Here is a 19,894-nt window from a genome sequence, read left to right as displayed (position 1 = left end):
GTCGAACTCAGCGATAGCGTTCCAGCCAGTGCGCATACGGCGCAGGCAAGGTCCACGACGCTTTGTCCACACCCAGTTCCTTGGCCGCGAAATACGCCCAGTGCGGATCCGCCAGATGCGCACGCCCCACCGAAACGATATCCAGCTGCCGCGAGCTGACCGCTTCTTCCGCCAGTTGCGGCGTGCCGAAGCCCCAGGCCGAGGTCACCGGGATACCGGCTTCGTCACGCACGCGGCGCGAGACTTCACCGAGGAAGGCCGGGCCCCACGGGATATTGGTTTCGGCAATGGTGAAGCCGACGCTGACGCTCAGCAGGTCCAGGCCCCCGGCCTTGAAGCGGCGGGCCAGCTCGATGGATTCGGCGAGGGTCTGCTCGTCGCGGCCGTCGTACTCGATCACGCCGAAACGGGCGGTCAGCGGCAGGTGCTCAGGCCAGACTTCACGCACGGCGGCCAGGGTTTCCAGGAGGAAACGGCTGCGGTTGTCGAAGCTGCCACCGTAGGCGTCGGTACGCTGGTTGGAGTGCTCGGAGAAGAAGCTCTGGGCCAGGTAGCCATGGGCGAAGTGCAGCTCGATCCACTCGAAGCCGGCGTCGCGGGCACGGCGTGCGGCATCGACGAAGTCCTGGCGGACCCGGGCGATATCGTCGAGGGTCATTTCACGCGGGGTTTTCGGCAGATGATGACCAAAGGGAATGGCGGACGGGGCGATGGTCTGCCAGCCACGGGCGTCGGATTCGGCAATATGGTCATCGCCTTCCCACGGACGGTTGGCGCTGGCCTTGCGCCCGGCGTGGGCGATCTGGATGCCCGGTACCGAACCTGCGGCCTTGATCGCCTTGACCACCGGCACGAAGGCCTGGGCGTGGGCATCGCTCCAGATCCCGGCGCAGGCCGGGGTGATACGACCTTCAGGGGCAACCGCGGTGGCTTCCACCACCACCAGGCCAGCGCCGCCACGGGCCATGCTGGCGTAATGCACCTGGTGCCAATCGTTGATGACACCGTCCTCGGCCATGTACTGGCACATCGGCGGAATGGCGATGCGGTTGCGCAGGGTGACGTCCTTGAGGGTGAACGGCTGGAACAGTGCGGTCATGGAAAACTCCAGGGAGGGCTAGATACGATTGTTCGATAGTATTCGAACTTTGGCATTTAGTGAAGCCTCCGGTATGATTCGGCCCATGCGTGCCTACAAACACCCCGAACCTCAAGACTTCGTCCTCGAACGCGTGCTCTATGCGCTGAGCGACCCTGTGCGCATGGAAATCGTCCGCACCCTGGCCAACTGCCCCGAAGCCAGTTGCGGCGACCTGGACGGCGGGCGGCCGAAGTCGAGCATGTCCCATCACTTCCGCGTACTGCGCGATGCGGGGCTGGTGCAGACGCGGGCGATGGGCACGACCCATATGAACTCGCTGCGCATCGAGGCGCTGGACGGGCGGTTCCCAGGGTTGATCGGGGCGATTCTGCAGCACGTCTGAGCGTCGGGATTTGTGTTGGCTGAACGGGCCTCATCGCTGGCAAGCCAGCTCCCACAGTGTCTGCGGCGCTGCAAAACCCTGTGGGAGCTGGCTTGCCAGCGATGAGGCCCTCAAGATCAACCACCCAACCGCCTGAATCCCCACCCGCCCACCAGCACCAGAACACTCCAGGTCATGCCCTTGCTCAAGCGCTGCTCCGCTACCCGACGCTCGACCTGATATTTCTGCTAGTAGACATTCCTCACCATGAGCTCACCATGGAGACCTGACCGCACCACCAACTTCACCCGGTCAGCCGGTGTTCCAGAGCAAGGAGAACGAGATGACAACGTTCAAGTTCGCGGTTGAACCACTACTACTGAAAGACCGCAAACCTTTCGCTCCTCCTAACATAGTGGAGGTGGAAGCGGACAGCTTCGAAGAGGCTGCTGCGAAGGTCGTGGCCATGTATGACGACCAGGAAGTGTCGATCAGCCCAATCTTCTCATCCAGCTTAAAGCTGGATTGAGCTGCGCGTCTTCCGCCGCCTCGTAGGCGTTATCGATGGTTCTGTAAAGATGCTGGCGAGCGAGGTACAACGCCTCGTCGAGGGACAGTCCTTCGCGGATGCAGAGGACAGGGTGGCAACTGTGCGCGGGTTGACAGACCAGGGACTAAGAACCCGGCGCACCAATAAGGTGCCCGCACGCACAGCCGCCATAAGGACAACCAGCGTCTTAGATCCGCAGGGCCTGTCAAAGCCCATCGTCACTTTCGCAACGACCGCCGAAGACTAGGCAGTGATTTCCAAGAGCACAACGGCCAATCAGGCGCGGAAGTATGCTTGGGAAATTACCTACACAAAAGACGGAAATGTCCGGTTTTTCGTAGCTGAATACGACACCTTTCGTTCAAACAAAGCGGCGTTCGCCAGACAATCCCCAACGCACCGCCGGACGTCCAACTCGATATTTCTGCCAGTAGACAGCACGGCGCATGCGCTCATCATGGAAGCGTCGCGACAAGCTCCGAATGGACGCGATCAATACACTCACGGATGCAAGGAGAATCAAAATGCCTGAATACACTTTTTCTGCACGCGCAGAGAACACCGGACAACAGAAACATGGCACCTTTGCCGCTGCCAACGAGGAAGAGATGAGGAAGCTGATCAAAGCCAAGTTTCCTGCTGGCAGTGGTGAAATCACCATAATTGATCTCAAAATATATGACCCCGACGCAATGTATTCTGGAGGAACTGCAGCGCAGGGTAGACTTCAAGATACTGACTTTGCAGCCGAAACAGCCCAGATCGACAAGTCCTCGAAATCCTGATCTGGGGGTTTCCTTAATGGGATATCAGTCCCCATCTGCCAAGCAGTGTCCAAGCCGCTGATCCCGCCGTCCAGCGGCTCACTCCACCGCCGAAACCCGCCACACCCTCCGGCTCGCCGACTGCGCAAAGCACACGAACAACGCCGCCATCACCGCCAGTGCCATCGGCAGACCTTCCGGCGCTACGTCCATCGCCGCGCCACTGACCAGCGGCCCGACAAGGCTGCCCACGCCCCACAACAAGCCGACACTGGCATTGGCCGTGACCAGGTCCTGCCCCTTGAACTGCTGCCCAATCAGCACCAGCGCCAGGGTATACACCCCGCCCGCCACCGCGCCGAGCAGCACCAGCGCCGGCCAGAGCAGCCATTGCACCTGGATCAGCCACGGCAGGGCCAGGCCGATCAGCATCGCCAGCACGCCACACACCAGGTGCACCGTGGTTCGCTCGCAGCGGTCGGCGAGCCAGCCGATGGGCAGCTGGAAGAGCATGTCGCCGGTGAGGATCACCGTGACCATCAGCGCCGCGACGCCGACCGCGTAGGCGTGGTGGGTGGCGTAGACCGGCAGCAGCGAGAGGATTACCGCGTCGAAGAAAGAGAAGAACAGCACGCCCATGCACAACGCCGGCGCCACCCGGAAGAAGCCGGCCAGGGAGAAGCTCTTTGCGCCATCCTCGCCGTGTTCGACATGATCGTTCGGCACCGTCCAGAGGATGCAGGCCAGCGCCAGCACGTAACCCACCGAGACCATCACGATCAGCCACGGCCCCTGCGCACCCAGCAAGGACAGCATGGCCGGGCCGAGCATCTGGCAGCCGGTGAACGCGGTGGCGTACAGGGCCATGATCTTGCCGCGGTTGTGCTCTTCGCTCAGTTCGTTGACCCAGGACTCGCCAAGGATGATCGCCACGCCCATGCCCAGCCCAAGGGCTAGGCGCAAGCCGGCCAGCAGGTAGATCGAGGAGAACGCCCATTCGATCAGGCCAACGCTGAGGGCACAGAGGCTGAAGCTGAGCAGGTAGATATTACGGCGGGTCAGGTGCCGGCAGCAGGCGTCGACGAGAAAGGCCGAGAGCATCATCCCGGCCGCGGGCATGGCCGAGAGAATGCCGATCTGCAGACTGCTGGCACCGGCCTGCAGCAGGCGCAGGGAAACCAGGGGCAAGGTCGCGCCCAGGCTGAAACCGACCACGGAAACGACGAACAGCACACCGACGAGAAAACGCTTGTTCACAACTCACTCCACCACCGCCGACGCGCAGGCTCGATGCCTTGCGCGCGGGCGCACAGACGCTGAAATCGAAAGCAGACGGACGAGCCCGAAGGCCCGCAGGGGTCAGGCGAACAGGCGGTGTGGCGAGAAGGTGAAGGCGAACAGCACGCTGCGCCGGCGCTTGAGCACGGTGTCCTGCGGCCAGGCACGGCGAAGGGCCCGGAAAAGGGGCAGCCTGGCAGTGACGGGACGGACAACGGCGTTCATGTTCGGCAATAGCAAGGACGGAAAAGAGGGACGGCACTCTAGGCCATGGCTGACACACCCGTCAATCGCCCTCCCCAGCGCGGCAATCACCGGGTACCTGATATTTCTGTCAGTAGCTGGCGCTGCAAGCTGAGCGTAGAAACTGGATTTCAATCCACCTCTACCGAGGAAGCGCTTATGAACGTCCCCCAGAACACCCGCAAACCTGGTGATCTCGATCTGCATTTCGGCACCCAGGGCCAGCTGTTCTTCCCGCTGGACACGGACAACGGCCAGTCGAAGCGGCTCAGCGACGGCAGGATCCTCAGCGTCTGCAATGGCCTCGAAGCCGATCTCATCACTGTGCTGCGCTACCTGCAGGACGGGGCGCCTGACACGTCGTTCGGCGATGAGGGCGTCGTGCGGATCCGCCTGCAGGAATGGGACATGTTCGAGCTGCTGCAATTGCGCGTGCTGCCTGATGACAGTGCGCTTGTCTACGGCGCGCTAGGCGTGCTGGGCACCCACAACACCTTCGTGTGCAAGTTGCTGCCCAACGGGGAACTGGACCGGAGTTTCGGCGTGAACGGGTTCAACATCTTCGGCCTGGGCGACCGCAGCAACCTCATCACCGCGCTGGAGCCACTGGATAACGGCAAGGTCATCGCCTGCGTGGTGTCGGAACGCAACGACCCGTACTTCTATGGCACCTACCTCGCCCTGCTGGATAACGGGATCCTGGACCCCGAGTTCGGGGACAATGGCCTGGGCTACGTCGAGGCCAGCAGCCATCCGCTGCGTCAACTGGCCGTGACCGCCAACGGCGGCTACCTGCTGGCTGGCCATTCGGCGGACTTCAGCAAGGCGGTGGTTCGTCAATACCACGCCGACGGCAACCCCGACCTCGCTTTCGGACAAAACGGCGAAGCCGCCCTGCCCTCCCGCCTGGCCAGGCGGAAATCTTCCAGGTGAAGGTTCGTGCGGACGGCAAGATCATCGGCGTCGGCGGCGCAAGCGTTGGCCTGGGCGCACATACCCTGGTCGCCCGCCTGAATGCCGATGGCAGCCTGGACAGCACCTTCAACAACGGCGAGCCGAAGATCATGGTCTTCCAGGGGCACGAAACCCTTGCGACCTGCGCCGCCCTGCTGCCTGACGACAAACTCCTGGTGGCTGGCCTCACCTACGATCAAAGCGACGTGATCCTGATGCGCATGGAAGCCAACGGCAATCTGGACATGGACTTCGGCATCCGCGGCCAGGTCGTCAGCAACCTTGGCGGCCAGGACAGATGCGAGGTCGTGGAGTTGCAGGACGACGGCAAGATCCTGGCCTCCGGGCAGCGCAACCGGGAAACGCCAACCAAGCAGATGTTCCTTGCCCGGTACCTGGGCTGACGGGATGCAGTCGCCGGTTATCCATCTGCGCTTGCAGCGATGGATAACCGGCAACACCTGATATTTTTGCCAGTAGACGGCCATCACCGCCAAGGCTTAAAAAACAGTCTCCGTCTCCCTCGTTCCGCAGGCCCGACCATGGCAACCCAATACAACAACCAAGCCGCGTTCGCTTCCGCCGATTTCCTGCCGCTGCCGTCCACCACGCACTGGGAGCAGTCGGTGCTGCTGCCGGACGGCAAGATCCTCATGGCCGGCATCGACCGCGACGCCGGGGCCTTCGTGCTGGCTCGCCATCTGAAGAATGGCGCATTGGACGAGACCTTCGGCGACGCCGGTATCCAGCGCATCGCTGCCGAGGTCGCCAGCGATGTGACCCGCCTGGCGCTGGAACTGGAAGCCGACGGCCGCCTGATGCTCGAAGGCACCCTGGGCGACCGCTTCAGCGCCCGTAACGGCTCGTGCCTGCTGTGGGTGCGGCCGACGACGGCCGCCTGGGTGCAACTGGGGGTGGATGCCTTCCTGAGCATTTCCCGCTCGCCATTGGCCAGCGAGTTGCTGGTACGCGCCAGCACGGACTGCCCGGCCGCGATGACTCAGTGAGACGCCGCGGGCTCTTCCTGCCCGCCCTGCACCAGCCGGTTGCGTCCGCCCTGCTTGGCCCGGTACAGGGCCAGGTCGGCGACGCGCAGCAAGGCGCCGAGGGCGATGCTGTCGTCGGAGCGGTCGGGGTCGTGGCTGGCACTGCCGATGCTCAGGGTCACCCGCTGCAGCGGGCTCGCCACATGCGGCAGATGGGCGTCGAAGACCTGCCGGCAGAGATCGCGGGCGACGCTGCGGGCACCGTGGACATCGGTGTCCGGGAGGATCACCGCGAACTCCTCGCCGCCATAGCGACAGACCTGGTCCCCGGGCCGTTGCAGGGACTGGGCGAGCAGCATGGCGATACGCCGCAGACACTCGTCACCCGCCTGGTGGCCGTAGTGATCGTTGAACACCTTGAAGTGATCCACATCCACCATCAGCAGCGACAGCGGCCGGCCTTCGCGGCGGGCGCGGGCCTTTTCCTGCAATAGCGCTTCGTCGAAACGGCGGCGGTTGGGCAGGCCGGTCAGGAAGTCTTCACTGGCCAGGGCCTGCAAGCGCGCATTGGCCTCGGCCAGTTGCGCATTGCTCTGCGCCAGGGCTTCACGCATCAGGCGCTGCTCGGTGATATCGCTGAAGGCCAGGGTCATGCCGAGGATTTCGTGGTCAAGATCCCGCACCGCGCCGATGCGCAGCAGGTAGGTTCGCGCGCACCAGTCCAGCTCGCGGTCGGCCACGGCCTGCTCCTGTTCCAGCTCGGCAAGGCAGCGGGCCAGGTCGAGGCCGGGCAGCGCCAATGGGCGTCCGACCAACTGGGTGGCATCGCCACCAAGCAACTGGCCGAGGGCATGGTTGACGTTGACCAGCACACCCTGGCGATCCACCAGGCCCAGCGCCACCGAGGCGGCGGCGTACAGCGCTTCGAGCTGCACTTCACGGCGGTCCAGCGGGCCGATGGCCGGGGTCACGTCGCGGTCGATGCCGCGATAGCCGCAGAAGGTGCCCTGCCCGTCGAAGATCGGCACGCCGCTGGTCTCCAGCACGACCAGGCGGCCATCGGAGCGCAGGTTGCGGTTGATCAGGCCGGCGAAAGGCCGCTGCTCGGCGACGATCCCGGCGAAGATCGCCCCGACCCGCGCCGCTTCCTCGGCCGGCATGAAATCGAAGGGGGTCTTGCCCAGCACTTCGTCAGGCGCGAAACCGAGCATCTGCCGGCTGTGCTCGGAACAGAAGGTGTAGCGGCCCTGGCTGTCGACTTCCCAGAGCCAGTCGGAGTTGTGCGCGATGATTTCCCGCAGGCGAAGGACTTCCTGTCCCTCGGGGAGCGGCTCGGGTTCGGAGGCGTTGGGCATGGGAGCGACTTTGGCGAACGACCAGGCGATTGCAAAGCGCCACGTTACTGGATAGGGACCCTTGCGGGCAAATCCGGCGTGGCCTGGCTGAACTGCCTTGTTCAAGGCTGCAAAAGCGTGAATCCGGCTAAGCGGTTGAAAGCGCGTAAAATTTTTTGAAAAAGATTGTTGACAGATATCCGTTTCGAGCGAATAATGCGCGCCACTTGGCTACATAGCTCAGTTGGTTAGAGCATAGCATTCATAATGCTGGGGTCCGGGGTTCAAGTCCCTGTGTAGCCACCAAGTACCGATCCATAGATGTCTACAGCGGTCTATGAATCACCTCAAGAAGCCCGCCTAGTGCGGGCTTTCTTGTTTCTGGCTGTCCCTCTCTGTCCATCCCTATCCTTCCCCACCGTGTATGCCCACGTGTATGCTCCAGAAGTAATTGAACTGGAGGCATACAAGGATGAAGCGCTCAGATATCAAGCGACGCCCGCTCGCTGATACTACCCTTTCCAGCCTAGAGGCCGAGGCCGGGGCATACCGCGAACTAGACAGTCCGGGGCTGTATTTCAGGGTCAAGCCAAACGGCCAAAAGTCCTGGGAGTTGCGCTACAAGAAGCCGGACGGCAAGTGGTCATGGCTTGGGCTCGGCGGCTACCCAGAAGTGAGCGGCGCCTTTGCTCGGCAGAAAGCAGCCGATCTACGCGCGGACGCCTCGGAAGGGAAAAACCCGATCATTTCCAAGAAGGCCCGCCAAGCTGCAGATATCGACGCCGCCAACGACACCTTTGAAGCCCTGGCAAGGGAATGGCACACGTCTCGCCTGACGGGTTGGGATGCGGGCACCGCCAAGCGAATTCTTGGGGCGCTCGAACGCCATGTGTTCCCGACGCTCGGTAAACGCCCCTATACCTCGATCATGTCCATGGAGTGGATGGATCTGTTGCGGGGACTTGAGCGCCAGGGGATTTTGGAGCAGATGAGTCGAGTGAGGGCTTACTGCAAAGATATCTATGACCTGGCTCGCGTAACTGGCAGAGCCGTCAACAACCCCCTGGAGGGAGTGCACAAATTCCTGTCATCGGGCAAGGCGGAGAACTATGCCCATGTATCTCCTGACGAGCTTCCCGGGTTGCTCCGTGCAATACGGTCCTACCCACATGCCAAAGATGTTCAGCTTGGCCTTCGGCTGTTGACCCTGATGGCCGTCCGCCCCAGTGAACTCCGAGAAGCACATTGGGCAGAGTTCGATTTCGACAAGAAGCTATGGACCGTTCCCGTTGAGCGCAAGGGACGTAAAAAAGGTCGTGAACACCTGGTGCCGCTATGCACTCAAGCCGTACAAGCCCTGGTAGAACTCCGGCAACTTACCGGTGCATATCCCCTTCTGTTTCCAGGTCGGAGCGACCGCACCAAACCTAGAAGTGACACCGTATTCCTGATGGCCCTCCGACGTCTTGGTTACGAAGGCCGCCAGACAGGCCATGGCTTCCGCCACATCGCCAGCACAATCCTCAACGAGCATGGGTTTTCTGCTGACCATATCGAGGCCCAGCTTAGTCACAAAGCGCAAGGCGTCAGAGGGATCTACAACAAGGCTCAATATCTAGAGCAGCGCTCGGTGATGATGCAATGGTACGCAGATCACCTCGATGCCCTAGAGGCCGGCAATGTGGTCCAAGGCCAGTTTGGAAAAGCAGTATGAGAGCACATACCCTGCCTCTCTCTGGAGTCGGTGAAACGGGTGTTACTCGTGTAACGACTTTAGCCAATCACTTGGTTTTATTGGCTTTCTCGCCAGTTACATGCTTAAGCGCCATGGCATATATCCGGTGTAACGTGGCGCTTGCATGTAACACTGAGCCCAGCACTCGGCTGCTGCGGGCAACCGTTCCACGCCGGTACTGGCAACTTGATGGTCGCGGGCTTCACGCTCCCGTCATAGGGCGTGGGACGGGCCGAAACATCATGCCAGAGGCATTGGGCGATGATTGATCGTCAGGGTGTTTTGCAATCCGCGTTAGGCGGCGACCTGCTCAAGTATCTCTTGGCACAACCACTCTACGAGCTTTGCTGCGAACAAATCGAAGACGCGTGCCATTTGATCGACCAATGCTGCCTTCGCATTCACCTAGACGCTATCGATAGCGATCTCCGCAGCCTGCTTACCCGCACGACGAGGAGCGAAGAGACCATTTTTCAATACGCCTCCACAGACAGCGAAGTTCCGCTGGCAGATTGGGTTCGTATGTACAGCAACTGCGATTCAGCATCTGATCGCGAGGCTCACACCGCCTACATACTGGCATGTGCTGTGAAGGCGCTGGAGGTACTCGCCGAATGGATGCAGGCAACCGAGCAAAAAGCTCAAGCTCTTGCCGTTAACGCCTCGACTAGTTGGCCGCGTGATGTCTACTGCGAATTCGTAAAAATGCAGGTCGATAAGTATGAGTGCATTGAAGCAATCGATCAGTACGCCCTCTATCTGGACCCCATCACATCCCTCCCATGCTTAGCTGATGACGAACTTAGACCCGCCGCCAACCAAGCGCTTAAGCATGCCATCCGCAGAAAAGGCGGCATCCTGAGTGGCATTGACCGTAACGAGGAGAGCAGCGCTCGGGACACAGCGATAGTTAAACTTGGACACCAATATCGGGCAGTAGGAATGCCTCCGCGACACATCGCAACGGCGGTCCATGCTTGGCTGGAGCGGGAAATCGCCAAACCGACCAATGAACGCCTTGAGTGGATCGCGCTCGACACCGATAAGGCTCTCACGCGCAAAAGTGTGGAAGCCATTCTCAAGCGCGGTCACGTCCTGTAAACCTGAGATTTCAATTGGAAGTGAACTGCTCACCGCCGATCCATTTCTAGAACATTCCTCTCGCCTGTCCAAATCAAGCGAGAGCAATACCTATGAAAACCGCTGCGACCGTTTCCTCGCGCAAGACATCTAGCTCCTCCCCATCGCTTTTTGATGCTTCTTCGACCTTGATCCGCATGCGCGAGGTAGAAAGCATCGTCGGCATGAAGCGCTCCACCATCTACAAGCTCATGCAGCGTCCCAACTCCGCTTTTCCCCAGCCGGTCAAATTGAGCAACAGCGTCGCACGTGGAGCCCCCGTCGCGTGGGTTCTATCGGAAGTTCAAGCATGGGCACTCAGCCGAATTCAGGCACGTGATCGGGTGGCTGTATGAGCGTGCGCCGCCACCATTTCGCCGGCCCATTCCACGATCCGTATGGCGCAGCGTTCTGTTTGTACAAGAAGGACGAAATCAACTGGCGTCACCGAATCATTGCCGGTGTGAGCTGGAACGGCCAAACCCAAGAGGCGTTCTTTTTCAATCCAGATGGACTGACCATTCCGCTCCGTGCGAACCCATGGGAAATGCCCGACTTCGTGCGCAAGCACGGCATTCGCCGCGAGTTCTCCACCATTCACGGCGACGGCCCGTTTGCCATGGAGAAGCAGCGGCGCTTGGCGTTGACGCCGAACCAGATAGCCGAGTGGGTCACCTACTGGTTCGTCGATGAAAGTTGCACCTACTCCAACGACCCAGAAGTCTGGGACACCTGGGTAGCGAAAGACCTGGAAGCGGAGCGAGCCACCAGTGAACAGAGCCACGCATTTGGACGGGAAAAGGTCGAGCTGGAAATCTTCGTCGCAGAGTGCGTGGCGGATCGAGAGACATGGCTCGCAGAAGAGTACCGGCGCCGTTGTCGTGAAGACGCACGGATCTATGCCTGGCTGAAAGGCGAGCCTCACCCGCCGGAGTCCGGCAACTGACCCTCTCAGCTGTTTCTACAAATGAAAACGCCCTAGGCGGCTACCAAGGGCGTTTGGGTGAATCTGTATGCACGCTCAATCTATTTCGCTTCGGATTAATCCGCAAGCCCTCGTTACAGTTGCGCTTTCAGAAGAGCACAGTTACTCTCATCCCGTCGCTGCAAATTCAGCGACCGGGCGTAGGAACCCGGAAACTAGTAGGCGCATCAGCGCCCAGATCACAACTGTTGGCGTTTTTTTACGTCCGCAGTTTCGTGTTATGGCGGCTGTGTGTGGGCAGGCTTCGGCCTGGCCGGGTGCCTACTATCCCGGTATTCCTACCCTGCACACAGCTGCCACCCAATCCCGTAGGAAGGACGGTGGCGGCTCCAGCCAAAGTAGGAGCTACGCCGATGCACGCCCTCAGTCCGTCCAAAATTCGCGCCGCTGCACACCGTGCAATGGCTCTCGCCGCTCTACACGCCAACTCCAGCCTCGCTACACGTCTCTCCCGCTACAACGCCCACATGGCAAAAGCTCGCGCCCTGGAAACCACCGGGGGTGTCCTATGAGCACCCTGCACGGATCCGACCTGCCTGAGCAGTTGCTCACCGTCGGTAATCAAGCCGAAGCCGGCATACCTATCGATGCGATCACCTGCGCGATCAACCGCGCTGACTCCGTGCTGACCTTGCTTGAGTACCACTTCGAGAATGATCAACCCTGCCTCTCCGGCGATGTCATCGCATCAATCATTTGGGATGTTCGTGGCACCCTGGGTCTGATCAAAACACTTGCGCTCCATGGTGATGCGACCTCTGTTCCTGTTGAGCAGAAAGGCGGTGCCCAATGACCGCTCCAACTACGCTGGGCCGGGCATCTTTCCTTGAAAGCCCAAATGGGGAGCGCCTGTTTCGAGTGAACGCCGGAGCGTCAATCTCTGATGCTCTCGAAACGGTTTCCCTTCTGCAGTTCTACGCAAATCAACTGACCCTCGAAGCCGCAATGAACGATGGCAGCGAGCGCTTCAGTTGGCCGGCCTTCTACCTCGGCCAGATGGCCAAGGCCCTCCTTGATGACGTGAGCGATTCAATGTTTGCGGCGAGGGCAGAGCCATGACTCAGAGCACTGGCAGCACTCAAAAACGACCAAGCTTCGCTGACGTGAAAAGCGCCGCCCTGCAGAACATTGATCGTGTGCTGGAGCATTGGCTGCCACACGGCAAGCGTGTCGATGGCGGCAAGGAATACACGGCCCCCAACCCAACCCGTACAGACAAGCACGCGGGCTCGCTCAAGGTGAGTTTGAGCAAGGGCACCTGGGCGGACTTCGCCACCGGTGACAAAGGCGGGGATCTGATTGACCTCGTGCGCTACCTCGATGGAGGCACTGACGTTGAAGCCTGCAACAAGCTGGCGGACCTGCTTGGAGTTTCTGCCGGCACAACCCAAGCCAAGAGCTCGCCTGCAAAAAGTAAGGCACCTGAATGGATCGCTGTTCAGCCGATCCCTGTCGAGGCCATGAGCAAGTGTCCGGCCAAACATCGGCAGCACGGCGAGCCATCCAAGGTATGGATCTACCGGGACGCCCAGGGTGAACCTGTCATGGTCCTGTATCGCTTCGATCTTGGACCGGACGAGGGCGGCAAGCCAAAGAAAGTGTTTGCACCGTTGACCTGGTGTAACCGGTCTGACGGTCAAGCCACTCAGTGGCGTTGGCAAGGGCTATCCGAGCCACGCCCACTGCTGCGATTGAATGAGCTGGCCCAGCGAGCCGATGCACCGGTAGTCCTGTGCGAAGGTGAAAAGGCTGCTGACGCTGCGGCTCAGTTGATGCCAGAGCATGTGGGGACCTGCTGGCCGAATGGCTCGAACTCCTGGCATAAGGCGGACCTCTCTCCACTCAAGGAGCGCGACGTGTTGCTCTGGCCGGACAACGACGCCAGTGGAAAAGCTTGCATGGATGCCGTCGAGTCGAAGTTGCTTGAGCTCGGCGCGAAATCAGTCCAGCGACTGACGCTTGAGGTGTTCAAGCGTAAGCCCACCAGCAAAAGCGGAAAGCCCGCATTTGCCAAAGGCGGTAAGTGGGAAGACGGCGATGACGCTGCCGACGCGCTGGCGAAAGGCTGGACAGCTGACCACGTCGCGGAGCTGATGCGAACTGGCGAACTTCTTTCGTCCGCGGCCGGCAAGAAACCTGAAGAGCCTGCACCGGCAAAGCCAGTGGCCAAACGGTCTGCAAAATCAAAAAACGATCTGATGCCCGGGGGCTTTCGGTTGACCCCCGACGGGGTCTTCTACGCCGGCGATGATGGCGAGGCGCGTCCGGTGTGTTCGCCCTTGGAAATCATTGCCCGAACTCGCGATGAGAAGGGCCACAACTGGGGCTTGCTGGTCGAGTTCGACGACCCGGACGGCGTGAAAAAACGCTGGAACATTCCGGCGCGGACCATGACCGGGGACTTCGGCAAGGACGTGTTAGGCCCTCTGGTGGATATGGGGTTACGACTTGCCGGGAGCCGCTCCGGACGCAATGCCCGAAACGACCTCCAGAGCTATCTGGGTGGGTTCGATAGTGCGCAGCGAGCCCGACTGGTTACGCGCCTGGGCTGGCACGGTAATGCCTTTCTCCTACCAGAGCAGCAGATCGGATCAAACGACGAGCATCTGTACTTCTACGAGGCTGGGGCGCAACTGCCTCCCATCAGCGAGGCTGGTTCCCTGGAGCAGTGGCAACAGCAGATCGGCGCGCTGTGCATAGGCAACCACCGTTTGGCATTTGTCGTCAGCGTGGCCTTTGCGGGGCCCTTGTTGAATCTGTTGGGCCATGAATCCGGTGGTTTCCACTTCTACGGCGATAGTTCGGGCGGCAAGACCACACACCTGCAGGTGGCCGCATCCGTCTATGGTGGTCCCCGCCTGGTGCGTTCGTGGCGGTCGACGGATAACGCCTTGGAGTCCATCGCCGCCGCGCATTCGGATGGACTCCTGGTACTGGATGAAATCGGCATGTGCGATGCCCGCATCATCGGTGAGACGGTGTACATGCTCGGCAACGGGACCGGTAAGGCCAGGGCCAATGATCGAGGTCAAGCAGGCCGACAGGTGCAGGAGTGGCGTCTGCTGTTCCTCTCGACCGGCGAGAAAACATTGGCGCAGCACATGGCCGATGCCAACAAGGATCTGAAGGCCGGTATGGAAGTGCGAATGCTTGCCGTGCCGGCAGACGCGAGCAAGGGCCTCGGCATGTTCGATGCGCTCAACGGTTTTGAGGACGCCGCTGCGCTCTCTGACGCCCTCAAGGCGCGGGTAGCCAAGTATTACGGCACGCCGCTCACTTCCTTTCTGAGGGCTCTGAGTGAGCCTGGCGACATGCTGCGGTGGTCGGTGATCGTGCGGCGTACCGTGGAGCAGTTCATTGCCCAGAACCTTCCTGCCACGGCCAGCGGCCAGGCCCAGCGGGCGGCGTTGCGTTTTGCCTTGGCAGCAGCGGCGGGAGAGCTGGCAACCGCCTTTGGTGTGACGGGCTGGCCGGATGGAACGGCCACGACCGCAGCCCGGGTTTGTCTGCATGGATGGCTGGCGGAGCGTGGCGGCGCAGGCAACCTGGAAGGCGAAGCGATCATGACTCGATTGCGCCAGGTGATTGAGCGCTTCGGCGAGAGTCGGTTCACACGCTGGGAATCCACCGCCGCCAAGATCGATGAGCACGGACCGCGAACCATTGATCGACTGGGCTTCCGAAAAACCATGGAGCACGGTGTAGGCGACAACCTGCATACCACCATCACCTATTACGTGCTGCCCGAGGCCTGGCGCTTTGAAGTGTTTGGAGGTTTTAACCTCACCGCCGTCAATCGGGAGCTTGTCCTGCGGGGGGTACTGCAGCCAGGTAAAGACGGAAAAGCGTCTAGCTCGGTACGCCTTCCTGGCATGGGTGTGCAGCGCTGCTATGTGGTCTTGAGCGAGCCAGGGGCAGAGGTGGCATTGGCGGAAACGGAAGCGGCTTAACGGCAGCTCATCACGACGAGATCTAGCCGGGCGCTTCCGGCCTCGCCAGCCATCCAACCCCAACGACTTTAAGGAAACCCTATGAGAACTTTCGACGCATTATCTGTAGAACGCGCAAGCCTTGAATCTGAAATCCAGCAGCACCAGGAGGACGTAGCGAGGCATGAAGCTCTGCTACGCGAGCCTGCAACAGAGCATTCGGGAGAAAGAGGCAGCATCGAAACAGAGCTGAATATCAGCCAGGGTCGTATCAGTAGCCTTCAGCACAGAATTGAAATGATCGATCGCGACATCGACTGGCACCAGCGCAAACAAAATACCCCGAGCCTGATGGCCGACTATCACGAACACTTGCGTTCCTGGGCGGCGGATAAGTCGGAACTGTTGGAGAAACGCAAAGCGCTGACCACTCGCCTCGGAGAAATGAAAACCCAGACGGGCAAGCAAACCTCAGAGGCGCGTGCTGCCGAAGAGGAAGCAGCACGAAACTATGCGCAAGCCGTGGCGTGGGGGGATATCGATGCTGAAAAAACTGCATCAGCCGCAGCTCAGAACGCGGCCAAAGCTCTGGAAACTGCTCAGGAGCATGAACGCCGTCAGGGCCTGATCGTCACCGCATTGGAACGAGAGATTCAGGTTGTCGATGAGCATATAGAGGAGGCTGACCGAGAGTATTCAAAGCTTGAACGGAATGCGGTTGTGCTTGCCACTGAACGTCTGGAGGAAGAGTGGGATGTTGCAGCCCAGGCGCTGATCGATCTCGGGGGTAAGCTCTACGCCGGCATGCAGTACCTGGGGCGCGAGCAAATGGCTTTTCATGAGCTCAGGATCCCGAGTCGCATGGACCTGTATCGCCAATGGAGTCAGAGCAGCTTGATGGTTGGGGCCAGGCAGTTCCGTCCTCAGGAGATCATCGGGTTGAGTGACGATACAGAGAATCAGGCTGAAGTCGCGGCTGAGGACCTTGATTGAACCCTAGCCTCAATGAGCCTAGGGAGCGAGCAGTCTGCAACAGCAGACTGCTATGCCTTTGAACCGCAGACAGAGAAAGGACCATGTTTGGATTAACGGAAAACTCGCCCTCTATTCGCGATGCGCTAACAGAGCGCAGGATTTACCTGTTGAGCCTGGTGAAGCTAATCAAGGATAATCATCAAGGACTCACTCTCGTTGAAAGGAAGTCGGTAGATGTCATACACGCGGCAGTGAAGCTAATCGACAATCGTCTTCGGTCTTTACAGAAAGATCAACCTTGAGAAAGCCTGAAAAACAAATTAGAGGGCGAGGGCCCTCTCTTGCCGGCTGTGGCTCGCTATATTTTTAATTAATTAAACTTTAGAGTTGAAGTGGGGTATGACCCTCGGCTATAAAGCTTCAGCGGGACACTTTCGAGTGGGATTAATGAGCTAGTCCGATAGCTTACCCATTTCGATGTTTTCGGGTTCGCGCTGCCAAGCCAAAGTTCTAATTAGGGCGCAGTTGAATAGAGCCCGTGCCTCAGAGGGCGGGGCGGCGTGGTCTTGGTTGATCCGAAGTGCTGCAACCATCTCCTCCCGCTTCTGCCTCACCACCACCAGTGGTGTTGAAGTTGAGACGACTTGCGCAACTCCAGCCGCGAGTTCCTAAAGTGGCGACAACTTCCCTTCGAGGGTGACGAGGCCCGAGCCGCGCACGGCGGCGACCGGATCAGTCGGCGCCGCCTCGGTGGGGTTTCTTAAGAGCTCCTATAAGTCGCTAACGCCTACTTTCGAAGCGCTCGTGCGCCTAAGGTCGCTGCTTGAATGCCGATCACTCCAGAATTAAAGCATTTGAAACCTTGAATGGTCCTGCTGGACCGCATCCGAAATTGCGTGGCGGAGAATGGCTTTTACTCACCCGTTGGTGGTGTGGGTGAAGTTTGAGCGTCTGGCCGAGTAGCAGACGAGCAATTATCGCTCGATGATCATCGCTGCTTCGAGCCATACATTCTCACCAAGGTTATGCTCCAGTCTTACAAGTCTAAGTGCAAGCGTGGCTTAAGCTATTGCTTCTCCTGCGCGGTCGGTGAGCCAAATGTTCACGAGACGCGGATCGTTCGGAATCACGTGTATTGAATACTCGAACGCGGCTTGTGTAATGGCACGAGCGTCATCAGTTGTTAGAACTGATCGGCGACTGCCAATTTTTCTGGTGGAGCTAATATCGCTGATAGGGCCGTAAGGCCCCACCAGACGCTGTGAGAAATAAACTATCAAAGATGTAGGTGTGGGTGCGACTGTAAAAGTCTCTGCTAATTGAATTTGCTTAAAAAACTATCGTAAGACCCTTGTGCTGCTGCGAGGTGCATGCTCAGAGTCTGCAGAGGCTTGTTTAACCGAAATCGTCGTTGGTTCCCTGAGCCGCGATTGTCGATCTCCTCTAAGATTTCGCTACCAATTAGATCTGGTAGGACATAGTCGATAAAGTGTTGCCCACGGTCGCCTAATTTGATTTTGATCACGGACTCGCTGATGTGCGTGCTGCGCATAAAGTAACGCAAAAGTTTTTCTACGAGTCCAAGTTTTTCATCAAACACAATAGGCGTTTCATCTGGGATTTGTTCAGGTTCGTGCTCGAATTCGCAGCCATGTTTAATTAGGCGGACTTCAATTTGAGACGGCTCCCAGATTTCAATGCCAGCTTGCTCAAGGCGTAATGAATCAAAGGAACAGTTTTCGAAGTGGACGCCGTCGAATTCCGTTGATTCGTGAATTACAATTTTTCCGAAATTGCAACTTTCAAAATTGCATTGGAAGATCTTTGTGTTTTCGTAACTTCCAGGCGCGAAGTAGCAATCTTTGAATTGAATGTTATGGAGCTTGCAGTCACGAAGACAATCGATGCCGAAAGAGATTTCCTCAAGTAAAAGTCCGTTCGCCAAGATGCCACTTAGCAGGCGAGAGATAAGGTTGCCACAGTTTTCTCTCGTATATGAAGCTTGCCCATCCATCTTGCTGATTCTTGAAAGGAGAGCGGCAGCAGAAAGTCTCGACTCAGCACCATGGCGAGTAATAGACCGTACGAGCGCGATCTGAGTGTGCTCTGGCAAAATTCCTCGACGAAGAATGTTCAGCGTTTCTGACGCGGATGTTTTATTGTCGGGGCTCATTATTGCGCCCAAGCCATCGCCCAAAAAGAATTGTCTGAACTCGTCATGGTCGAATTCTACAGAGCGGTTGTTGTCGGGTGAAGAAACTAAAAGTGCGTGTCCCTTTATCCGGTCTCGAATTTGCTGGAACTGAAGTGACGACTTTTTCTTGGATTCGCAGAAGTACTCTGCGACCATGTCCAAATGGTCTTGCTTTAGGTAATCGGTTCGCGCTTCCCACATACCAACAGCAATTAGCGAAAGAAGTTCGCAGTGCTCTTCTACGGTAAGCAAGTTAGAGCCGATGTCTCCTGAGCGGTCAATCCACTTCTCCATGGCTTCGCGCTCAATGATACTTTTTACAAAGACTGAGAAAAAATCGGACCCCGATGACTGAATTTTATCAAGAAACTCTTCTAGGGGGTGTGCCTCTGCAATATCTACTAGCCGGCGCACGAGTACAGGCCTCGTAATCAAAGAGTGATCCACACCCAAGCGCTCAGATACCTTCTCATAAATACTATGGGAGTTTTCAATTGACCGGTTCTGGCAGTATTGTAGGAACTGCTTTTTGCTCCATCTGTTGATCTCTATTTTTGAAAATCCGACAGAGTAATTAGAGATTGTGTCGTAGAGTCTTTCCTGTGATTTTAAATTTTCAAACTCAAAGTATGCTTTTCGTGCTGCAACAACTACAGAGCCGGTTGAGTTCAAAGCCCCTACCAAAATACCCATTGCAGAAAGAGCTTCGCCCGAGCTGTTTTCTACAAACATTTCCTCGAAACCGTCAAATGCCGGAACAATTACACCCATTCTAACTAGAGCGAGAAAAGAGTTATAGTAGAGAAAGGGAAATCTGTACTTGTTCTGTAAGGCGCCTACAGTAATGTCATCAAAACGAAGAAAGTGTCTGCCCCCTAACACAATAGGTACTAAAAGCCAATCTGACTTACCAGACGAGAAATTCTTGGCTTGCTCACGAGCTGCGCGATTAATGAGAGATGTTTTACCCTCTCCCGCATCGCTCGTAATATAGAGAACATTTGTCTCAAAGGGTGAGCGTTCATTTAGCGCGTCGAGAGTTGCCTTCAACGCATCGTCTACTTTGGTCGTAGCTTCATCAGGCTGCGACTCAAGGGAAGGAAGAAAATCCGCAGCGGGGGATACGAAATTTTTATGTTCCTGAATTTGCTCCAGAATTCGATTGCAAAGTAGTGGGAGATTAGCAAGCCTTTGGACGATCCATTTACTTGCAGGCAATCGGAGACCTGATTCTTCAATATAAATATCTCCCGAATCGGATACAATTATTGCGTCAACCAAGTTCCCATTCATCGAGAAAATAATTCTTTGCTTGTCGTAAAGAACCTCTTCTCCCGGATCGGCAAAGGTCTTAATAATTGATTTGAAAGTATCGATCTGCATTT

Annotated in this window: 20 protein-coding genes and 1 tRNA gene; 15 read left to right on the top strand and 6 right to left on the bottom strand. The window is 58.2% G+C overall.

Going from position 1 to position 19,894, the window contains the following annotated elements:
* Positions 1-7: 7 nt before the first annotated feature.
* Positions 8-1,099 (bottom strand): NADH:flavin oxidoreductase/NADH oxidase, encoded by a 1,092-nt coding sequence (locus AC2CQI_RS24370; protein ID WP_075801452.1) that lies wholly within the window; start codon positions 1,097-1,099, stop codon positions 8-10.
* A gap of 73 nt (positions 1,100-1,172) precedes the next feature.
* Here AC2CQI_RS24370 and AC2CQI_RS24365 point away from each other — a divergent pair, with 73 nt between their 5' ends.
* The 3 genes from AC2CQI_RS24365 (at position 1,173) to AC2CQI_RS24355 (ending at position 2,798) form a co-directional block, all read left to right on the top strand.
* Entirely contained in the window at positions 1,173-1,484 is a 312-nt protein-coding gene (locus AC2CQI_RS24365) for an ArsR/SmtB family transcription factor (protein ID WP_372239089.1), read from the top strand.
* 322 nt (positions 1,485-1,806) lie between these two features.
* Positions 1,807-1,992 carry a hypothetical protein gene (locus AC2CQI_RS24360; RefSeq protein WP_075801454.1) on the top strand — a complete coding sequence of 62 codons (186 nt, stop codon included), beginning with the start codon at positions 1,807-1,809 and terminating at the stop codon, positions 1,990-1,992.
* A 545-nt stretch (positions 1,993-2,537) separates the two neighbouring features.
* The gene (locus AC2CQI_RS24355) at positions 2,538-2,798 is read left to right on the top strand and encodes a hypothetical protein (protein ID WP_484578133.1); all 261 of its coding nucleotides are present in this window, start codon (positions 2,538-2,540) and stop codon (positions 2,796-2,798) included.
* A gap of 78 nt (positions 2,799-2,876) precedes the next feature.
* On the opposite strand, the gene AC2CQI_RS24350 is transcribed toward AC2CQI_RS24355, so the two are convergent.
* Together AC2CQI_RS24350 and AC2CQI_RS24345 are read right to left on the bottom strand one after the other, a co-directional pair.
* Entirely contained in the window at positions 2,877-4,034 is a 1,158-nt protein-coding gene (locus AC2CQI_RS24350; protein WP_484578132.1) for an MFS transporter, read from the bottom strand.
* Positions 4,035-4,136: 102 nt separating this feature from the next.
* Complete coding sequence (locus tag AC2CQI_RS24345; RefSeq protein ID WP_484578131.1) at positions 4,137-4,280, bottom strand: hypothetical protein; 144 nt, start codon at positions 4,278-4,280, stop codon at positions 4,137-4,139.
* 177 nt (positions 4,281-4,457) lie between these two features.
* On the opposite strand from AC2CQI_RS24345, the gene AC2CQI_RS24340 reads away from it, so the two are divergent.
* From AC2CQI_RS24340 to AC2CQI_RS24330, 3 genes are all read left to right on the top strand, one after another.
* The gene (locus AC2CQI_RS24340; RefSeq protein ID WP_484578130.1) at positions 4,458-5,231 is read left to right on the top strand and encodes an NHL repeat-containing protein; all 774 of its coding nucleotides are present in this window, start codon (positions 4,458-4,460) and stop codon (positions 5,229-5,231) included.
* Positions 5,228-5,656: a delta-60 repeat domain-containing protein gene (locus tag AC2CQI_RS24335; protein ID WP_484578129.1), complete on the top strand. Its 429-nt coding sequence runs from the start codon at positions 5,228-5,230 to the stop codon at positions 5,654-5,656. Before AC2CQI_RS24340 ends, AC2CQI_RS24335 begins: the two co-directional genes overlap by 4 nt.
* A gap of 138 nt (positions 5,657-5,794) precedes the next feature.
* On the top strand, positions 5,795-6,259 hold the full coding sequence (locus AC2CQI_RS24330; protein ID WP_484578128.1) for an NHL repeat-containing protein: 465 nt from the start codon (positions 5,795-5,797) through the stop codon (positions 6,257-6,259).
* Here AC2CQI_RS24330 and AC2CQI_RS24325 read toward each other — a convergent pair.
* Positions 6,253-7,593, bottom strand: coding sequence for a sensor domain-containing diguanylate cyclase (locus tag AC2CQI_RS24325; protein ID WP_484578127.1), 1,341 nt, complete (start codon positions 7,591-7,593; stop codon positions 6,253-6,255). The genes AC2CQI_RS24330 and AC2CQI_RS24325 overlap by 7 nt on opposite strands.
* A gap of 208 nt (positions 7,594-7,801) precedes the next feature.
* Here AC2CQI_RS24325 and AC2CQI_RS24320 point away from each other — a divergent pair.
* The 3 genes from AC2CQI_RS24320 (at position 7,802) to AC2CQI_RS24310 (ending at position 10,408) form a co-directional block, all read left to right on the top strand.
* Positions 7,802-7,878, top strand: a tRNA-Met gene (locus tag AC2CQI_RS24320).
* 166 nt (positions 7,879-8,044) lie between these two features.
* Positions 8,045-9,286 carry a tyrosine-type recombinase/integrase gene (locus AC2CQI_RS24315; protein ID WP_484578126.1) on the top strand — a complete coding sequence of 414 codons (1,242 nt, stop codon included), beginning with the start codon at positions 8,045-8,047 and terminating at the stop codon, positions 9,284-9,286.
* A gap of 282 nt (positions 9,287-9,568) precedes the next feature.
* Positions 9,569-10,408: a hypothetical protein gene (locus AC2CQI_RS24310; RefSeq protein WP_484578125.1), complete on the top strand. Its 840-nt coding sequence runs from the start codon at positions 9,569-9,571 to the stop codon at positions 10,406-10,408.
* 73 nt (positions 10,409-10,481) lie between these two features.
* Here the strand turns inward: AC2CQI_RS24310 and AC2CQI_RS24305 are convergent, their stop codons facing one another.
* Positions 10,482-10,613 (bottom strand): hypothetical protein, encoded by a 132-nt coding sequence (locus AC2CQI_RS24305; RefSeq protein WP_484580687.1) that lies wholly within the window; start codon positions 10,611-10,613, stop codon positions 10,482-10,484.
* On the opposite strand from AC2CQI_RS24305, the gene AC2CQI_RS24300 reads away from it, so the two are divergent.
* The 6 genes from AC2CQI_RS24300 to AC2CQI_RS24275 all read left to right on the top strand — a co-directional run bounded on the left by AC2CQI_RS24300 (position 10,585) and on the right by AC2CQI_RS24275 (position 16,333).
* Positions 10,585-10,782 (top strand): helix-turn-helix transcriptional regulator, encoded by a 198-nt coding sequence (locus tag AC2CQI_RS24300; RefSeq protein WP_484580662.1) that lies wholly within the window; start codon positions 10,585-10,587, stop codon positions 10,780-10,782. The genes AC2CQI_RS24305 and AC2CQI_RS24300 overlap by 29 nt on opposite strands.
* Positions 10,779-11,372 (top strand): hypothetical protein, encoded by a 594-nt coding sequence (locus AC2CQI_RS24295; RefSeq protein WP_484578124.1) that lies wholly within the window; start codon positions 10,779-10,781, stop codon positions 11,370-11,372. The genes AC2CQI_RS24300 and AC2CQI_RS24295 overlap by 4 nt, the downstream gene beginning before the upstream one ends.
* Positions 11,373-11,919: 547 nt before the next feature.
* Positions 11,920-12,204, top strand: a complete 285-nt coding sequence (locus tag AC2CQI_RS24290) for a hypothetical protein (protein ID WP_476744334.1) — start codon at positions 11,920-11,922, stop codon at positions 12,202-12,204.
* A complete protein-coding gene (locus AC2CQI_RS24285) occupies positions 12,201-12,470 on the top strand; it encodes a DUF3077 domain-containing protein (protein ID WP_484578123.1) in 270 nt (89 codons plus the stop codon). The genes AC2CQI_RS24290 and AC2CQI_RS24285 overlap by 4 nt, the downstream gene beginning before the upstream one ends.
* Complete coding sequence (locus AC2CQI_RS24280) at positions 12,467-15,361, top strand: DUF927 domain-containing protein (protein WP_484578122.1); 2,895 nt, start codon at positions 12,467-12,469, stop codon at positions 15,359-15,361. Before AC2CQI_RS24285 ends, AC2CQI_RS24280 begins: the two co-directional genes overlap by 4 nt.
* An 81-nt stretch (positions 15,362-15,442) precedes the next feature.
* Positions 15,443-16,333: a chromosome segregation protein SMC gene (locus AC2CQI_RS24275; protein ID WP_484578121.1), complete on the top strand. Its 891-nt coding sequence runs from the start codon at positions 15,443-15,445 to the stop codon at positions 16,331-16,333.
* A gap of 1,297 nt (positions 16,334-17,630) precedes the next feature.
* Here the strand turns inward: AC2CQI_RS24275 and AC2CQI_RS24270 are convergent.
* Positions 17,631-19,892, bottom strand: coding sequence for a hypothetical protein (locus AC2CQI_RS24270; protein WP_484578120.1), 2,262 nt, complete (start codon positions 19,890-19,892; stop codon positions 17,631-17,633).
* Positions 19,893-19,894 lie beyond the last annotated feature (2 nt).

Source organism: Pseudomonas sp. P2S-1 (assembly GCF_057197725.1).
The sequence above is the reverse complement of the archived record's forward strand: the minus strand, read 5'-3'. Positions and strand labels throughout refer to the sequence as shown.

What these genes read in the sequence shown, in the direction of transcription:
- AC2CQI_RS24270 (WP_484578120.1), bottom strand. Translation starts at nt 19,892, where the DNA reads ATGCAGATCGATACTTTCAAATCAATTATTAAGACCTTTGCCGATCCG.
- AC2CQI_RS24330 (WP_484578128.1), top strand. Translation starts at nt 5,795, where the DNA reads ATGGCAACCCAATACAACAACCAAGCCGCGTTCGCTTCCGCCGATTTC.
- AC2CQI_RS24345 (WP_484578131.1), bottom strand. Translation starts at nt 4,280, where the DNA reads ATGAACGCCGTTGTCCGTCCCGTCACTGCCAGGCTGCCCCTTTTCCGG.
- AC2CQI_RS24280 (WP_484578122.1), top strand. Translation starts at nt 12,467, where the DNA reads ATGACTCAGAGCACTGGCAGCACTCAAAAACGACCAAGCTTCGCTGAC.
- AC2CQI_RS24315 (WP_484578126.1), top strand. Translation starts at nt 8,045, where the DNA reads ATGAAGCGCTCAGATATCAAGCGACGCCCGCTCGCTGATACTACCCTT.
- AC2CQI_RS24325 (WP_484578127.1), bottom strand. Translation starts at nt 7,593, where the DNA reads ATGCCCAACGCCTCCGAACCCGAGCCGCTCCCCGAGGGACAGGAAGTC.
- AC2CQI_RS24275 (WP_484578121.1), top strand. Translation starts at nt 15,443, where the DNA reads ATGAGAACTTTCGACGCATTATCTGTAGAACGCGCAAGCCTTGAATCT.
- AC2CQI_RS24370 (WP_075801452.1), bottom strand. Translation starts at nt 1,099, where the DNA reads ATGACCGCACTGTTCCAGCCGTTCACCCTCAAGGACGTCACCCTGCGC.
- AC2CQI_RS24360 (WP_075801454.1), top strand. Translation starts at nt 1,807, where the DNA reads ATGACAACGTTCAAGTTCGCGGTTGAACCACTACTACTGAAAGACCGC.
- AC2CQI_RS24285 (WP_484578123.1), top strand. Translation starts at nt 12,201, where the DNA reads ATGACCGCTCCAACTACGCTGGGCCGGGCATCTTTCCTTGAAAGCCCA.
- AC2CQI_RS24290 (WP_476744334.1), top strand. Translation starts at nt 11,920, where the DNA reads ATGAGCACCCTGCACGGATCCGACCTGCCTGAGCAGTTGCTCACCGTC.
- AC2CQI_RS24305 (WP_484580687.1), bottom strand. Translation starts at nt 10,613, where the DNA reads ATGCCGACGATGCTTTCTACCTCGCGCATGCGGATCAAGGTCGAAGAA.
- AC2CQI_RS24365 (WP_372239089.1), top strand. Translation starts at nt 1,173, where the DNA reads ATGATTCGGCCCATGCGTGCCTACAAACACCCCGAACCTCAAGACTTC.
- AC2CQI_RS24340 (WP_484578130.1), top strand. Translation starts at nt 4,458, where the DNA reads ATGAACGTCCCCCAGAACACCCGCAAACCTGGTGATCTCGATCTGCAT.
- AC2CQI_RS24310 (WP_484578125.1), top strand. Translation starts at nt 9,569, where the DNA reads ATGATTGATCGTCAGGGTGTTTTGCAATCCGCGTTAGGCGGCGACCTG.
- AC2CQI_RS24355 (WP_484578133.1), top strand. Translation starts at nt 2,538, where the DNA reads ATGCCTGAATACACTTTTTCTGCACGCGCAGAGAACACCGGACAACAG.
- AC2CQI_RS24300 (WP_484580662.1), top strand. Translation starts at nt 10,585, where the DNA reads ATGCGCGAGGTAGAAAGCATCGTCGGCATGAAGCGCTCCACCATCTAC.
- AC2CQI_RS24295 (WP_484578124.1), top strand. Translation starts at nt 10,779, where the DNA reads ATGAGCGTGCGCCGCCACCATTTCGCCGGCCCATTCCACGATCCGTAT.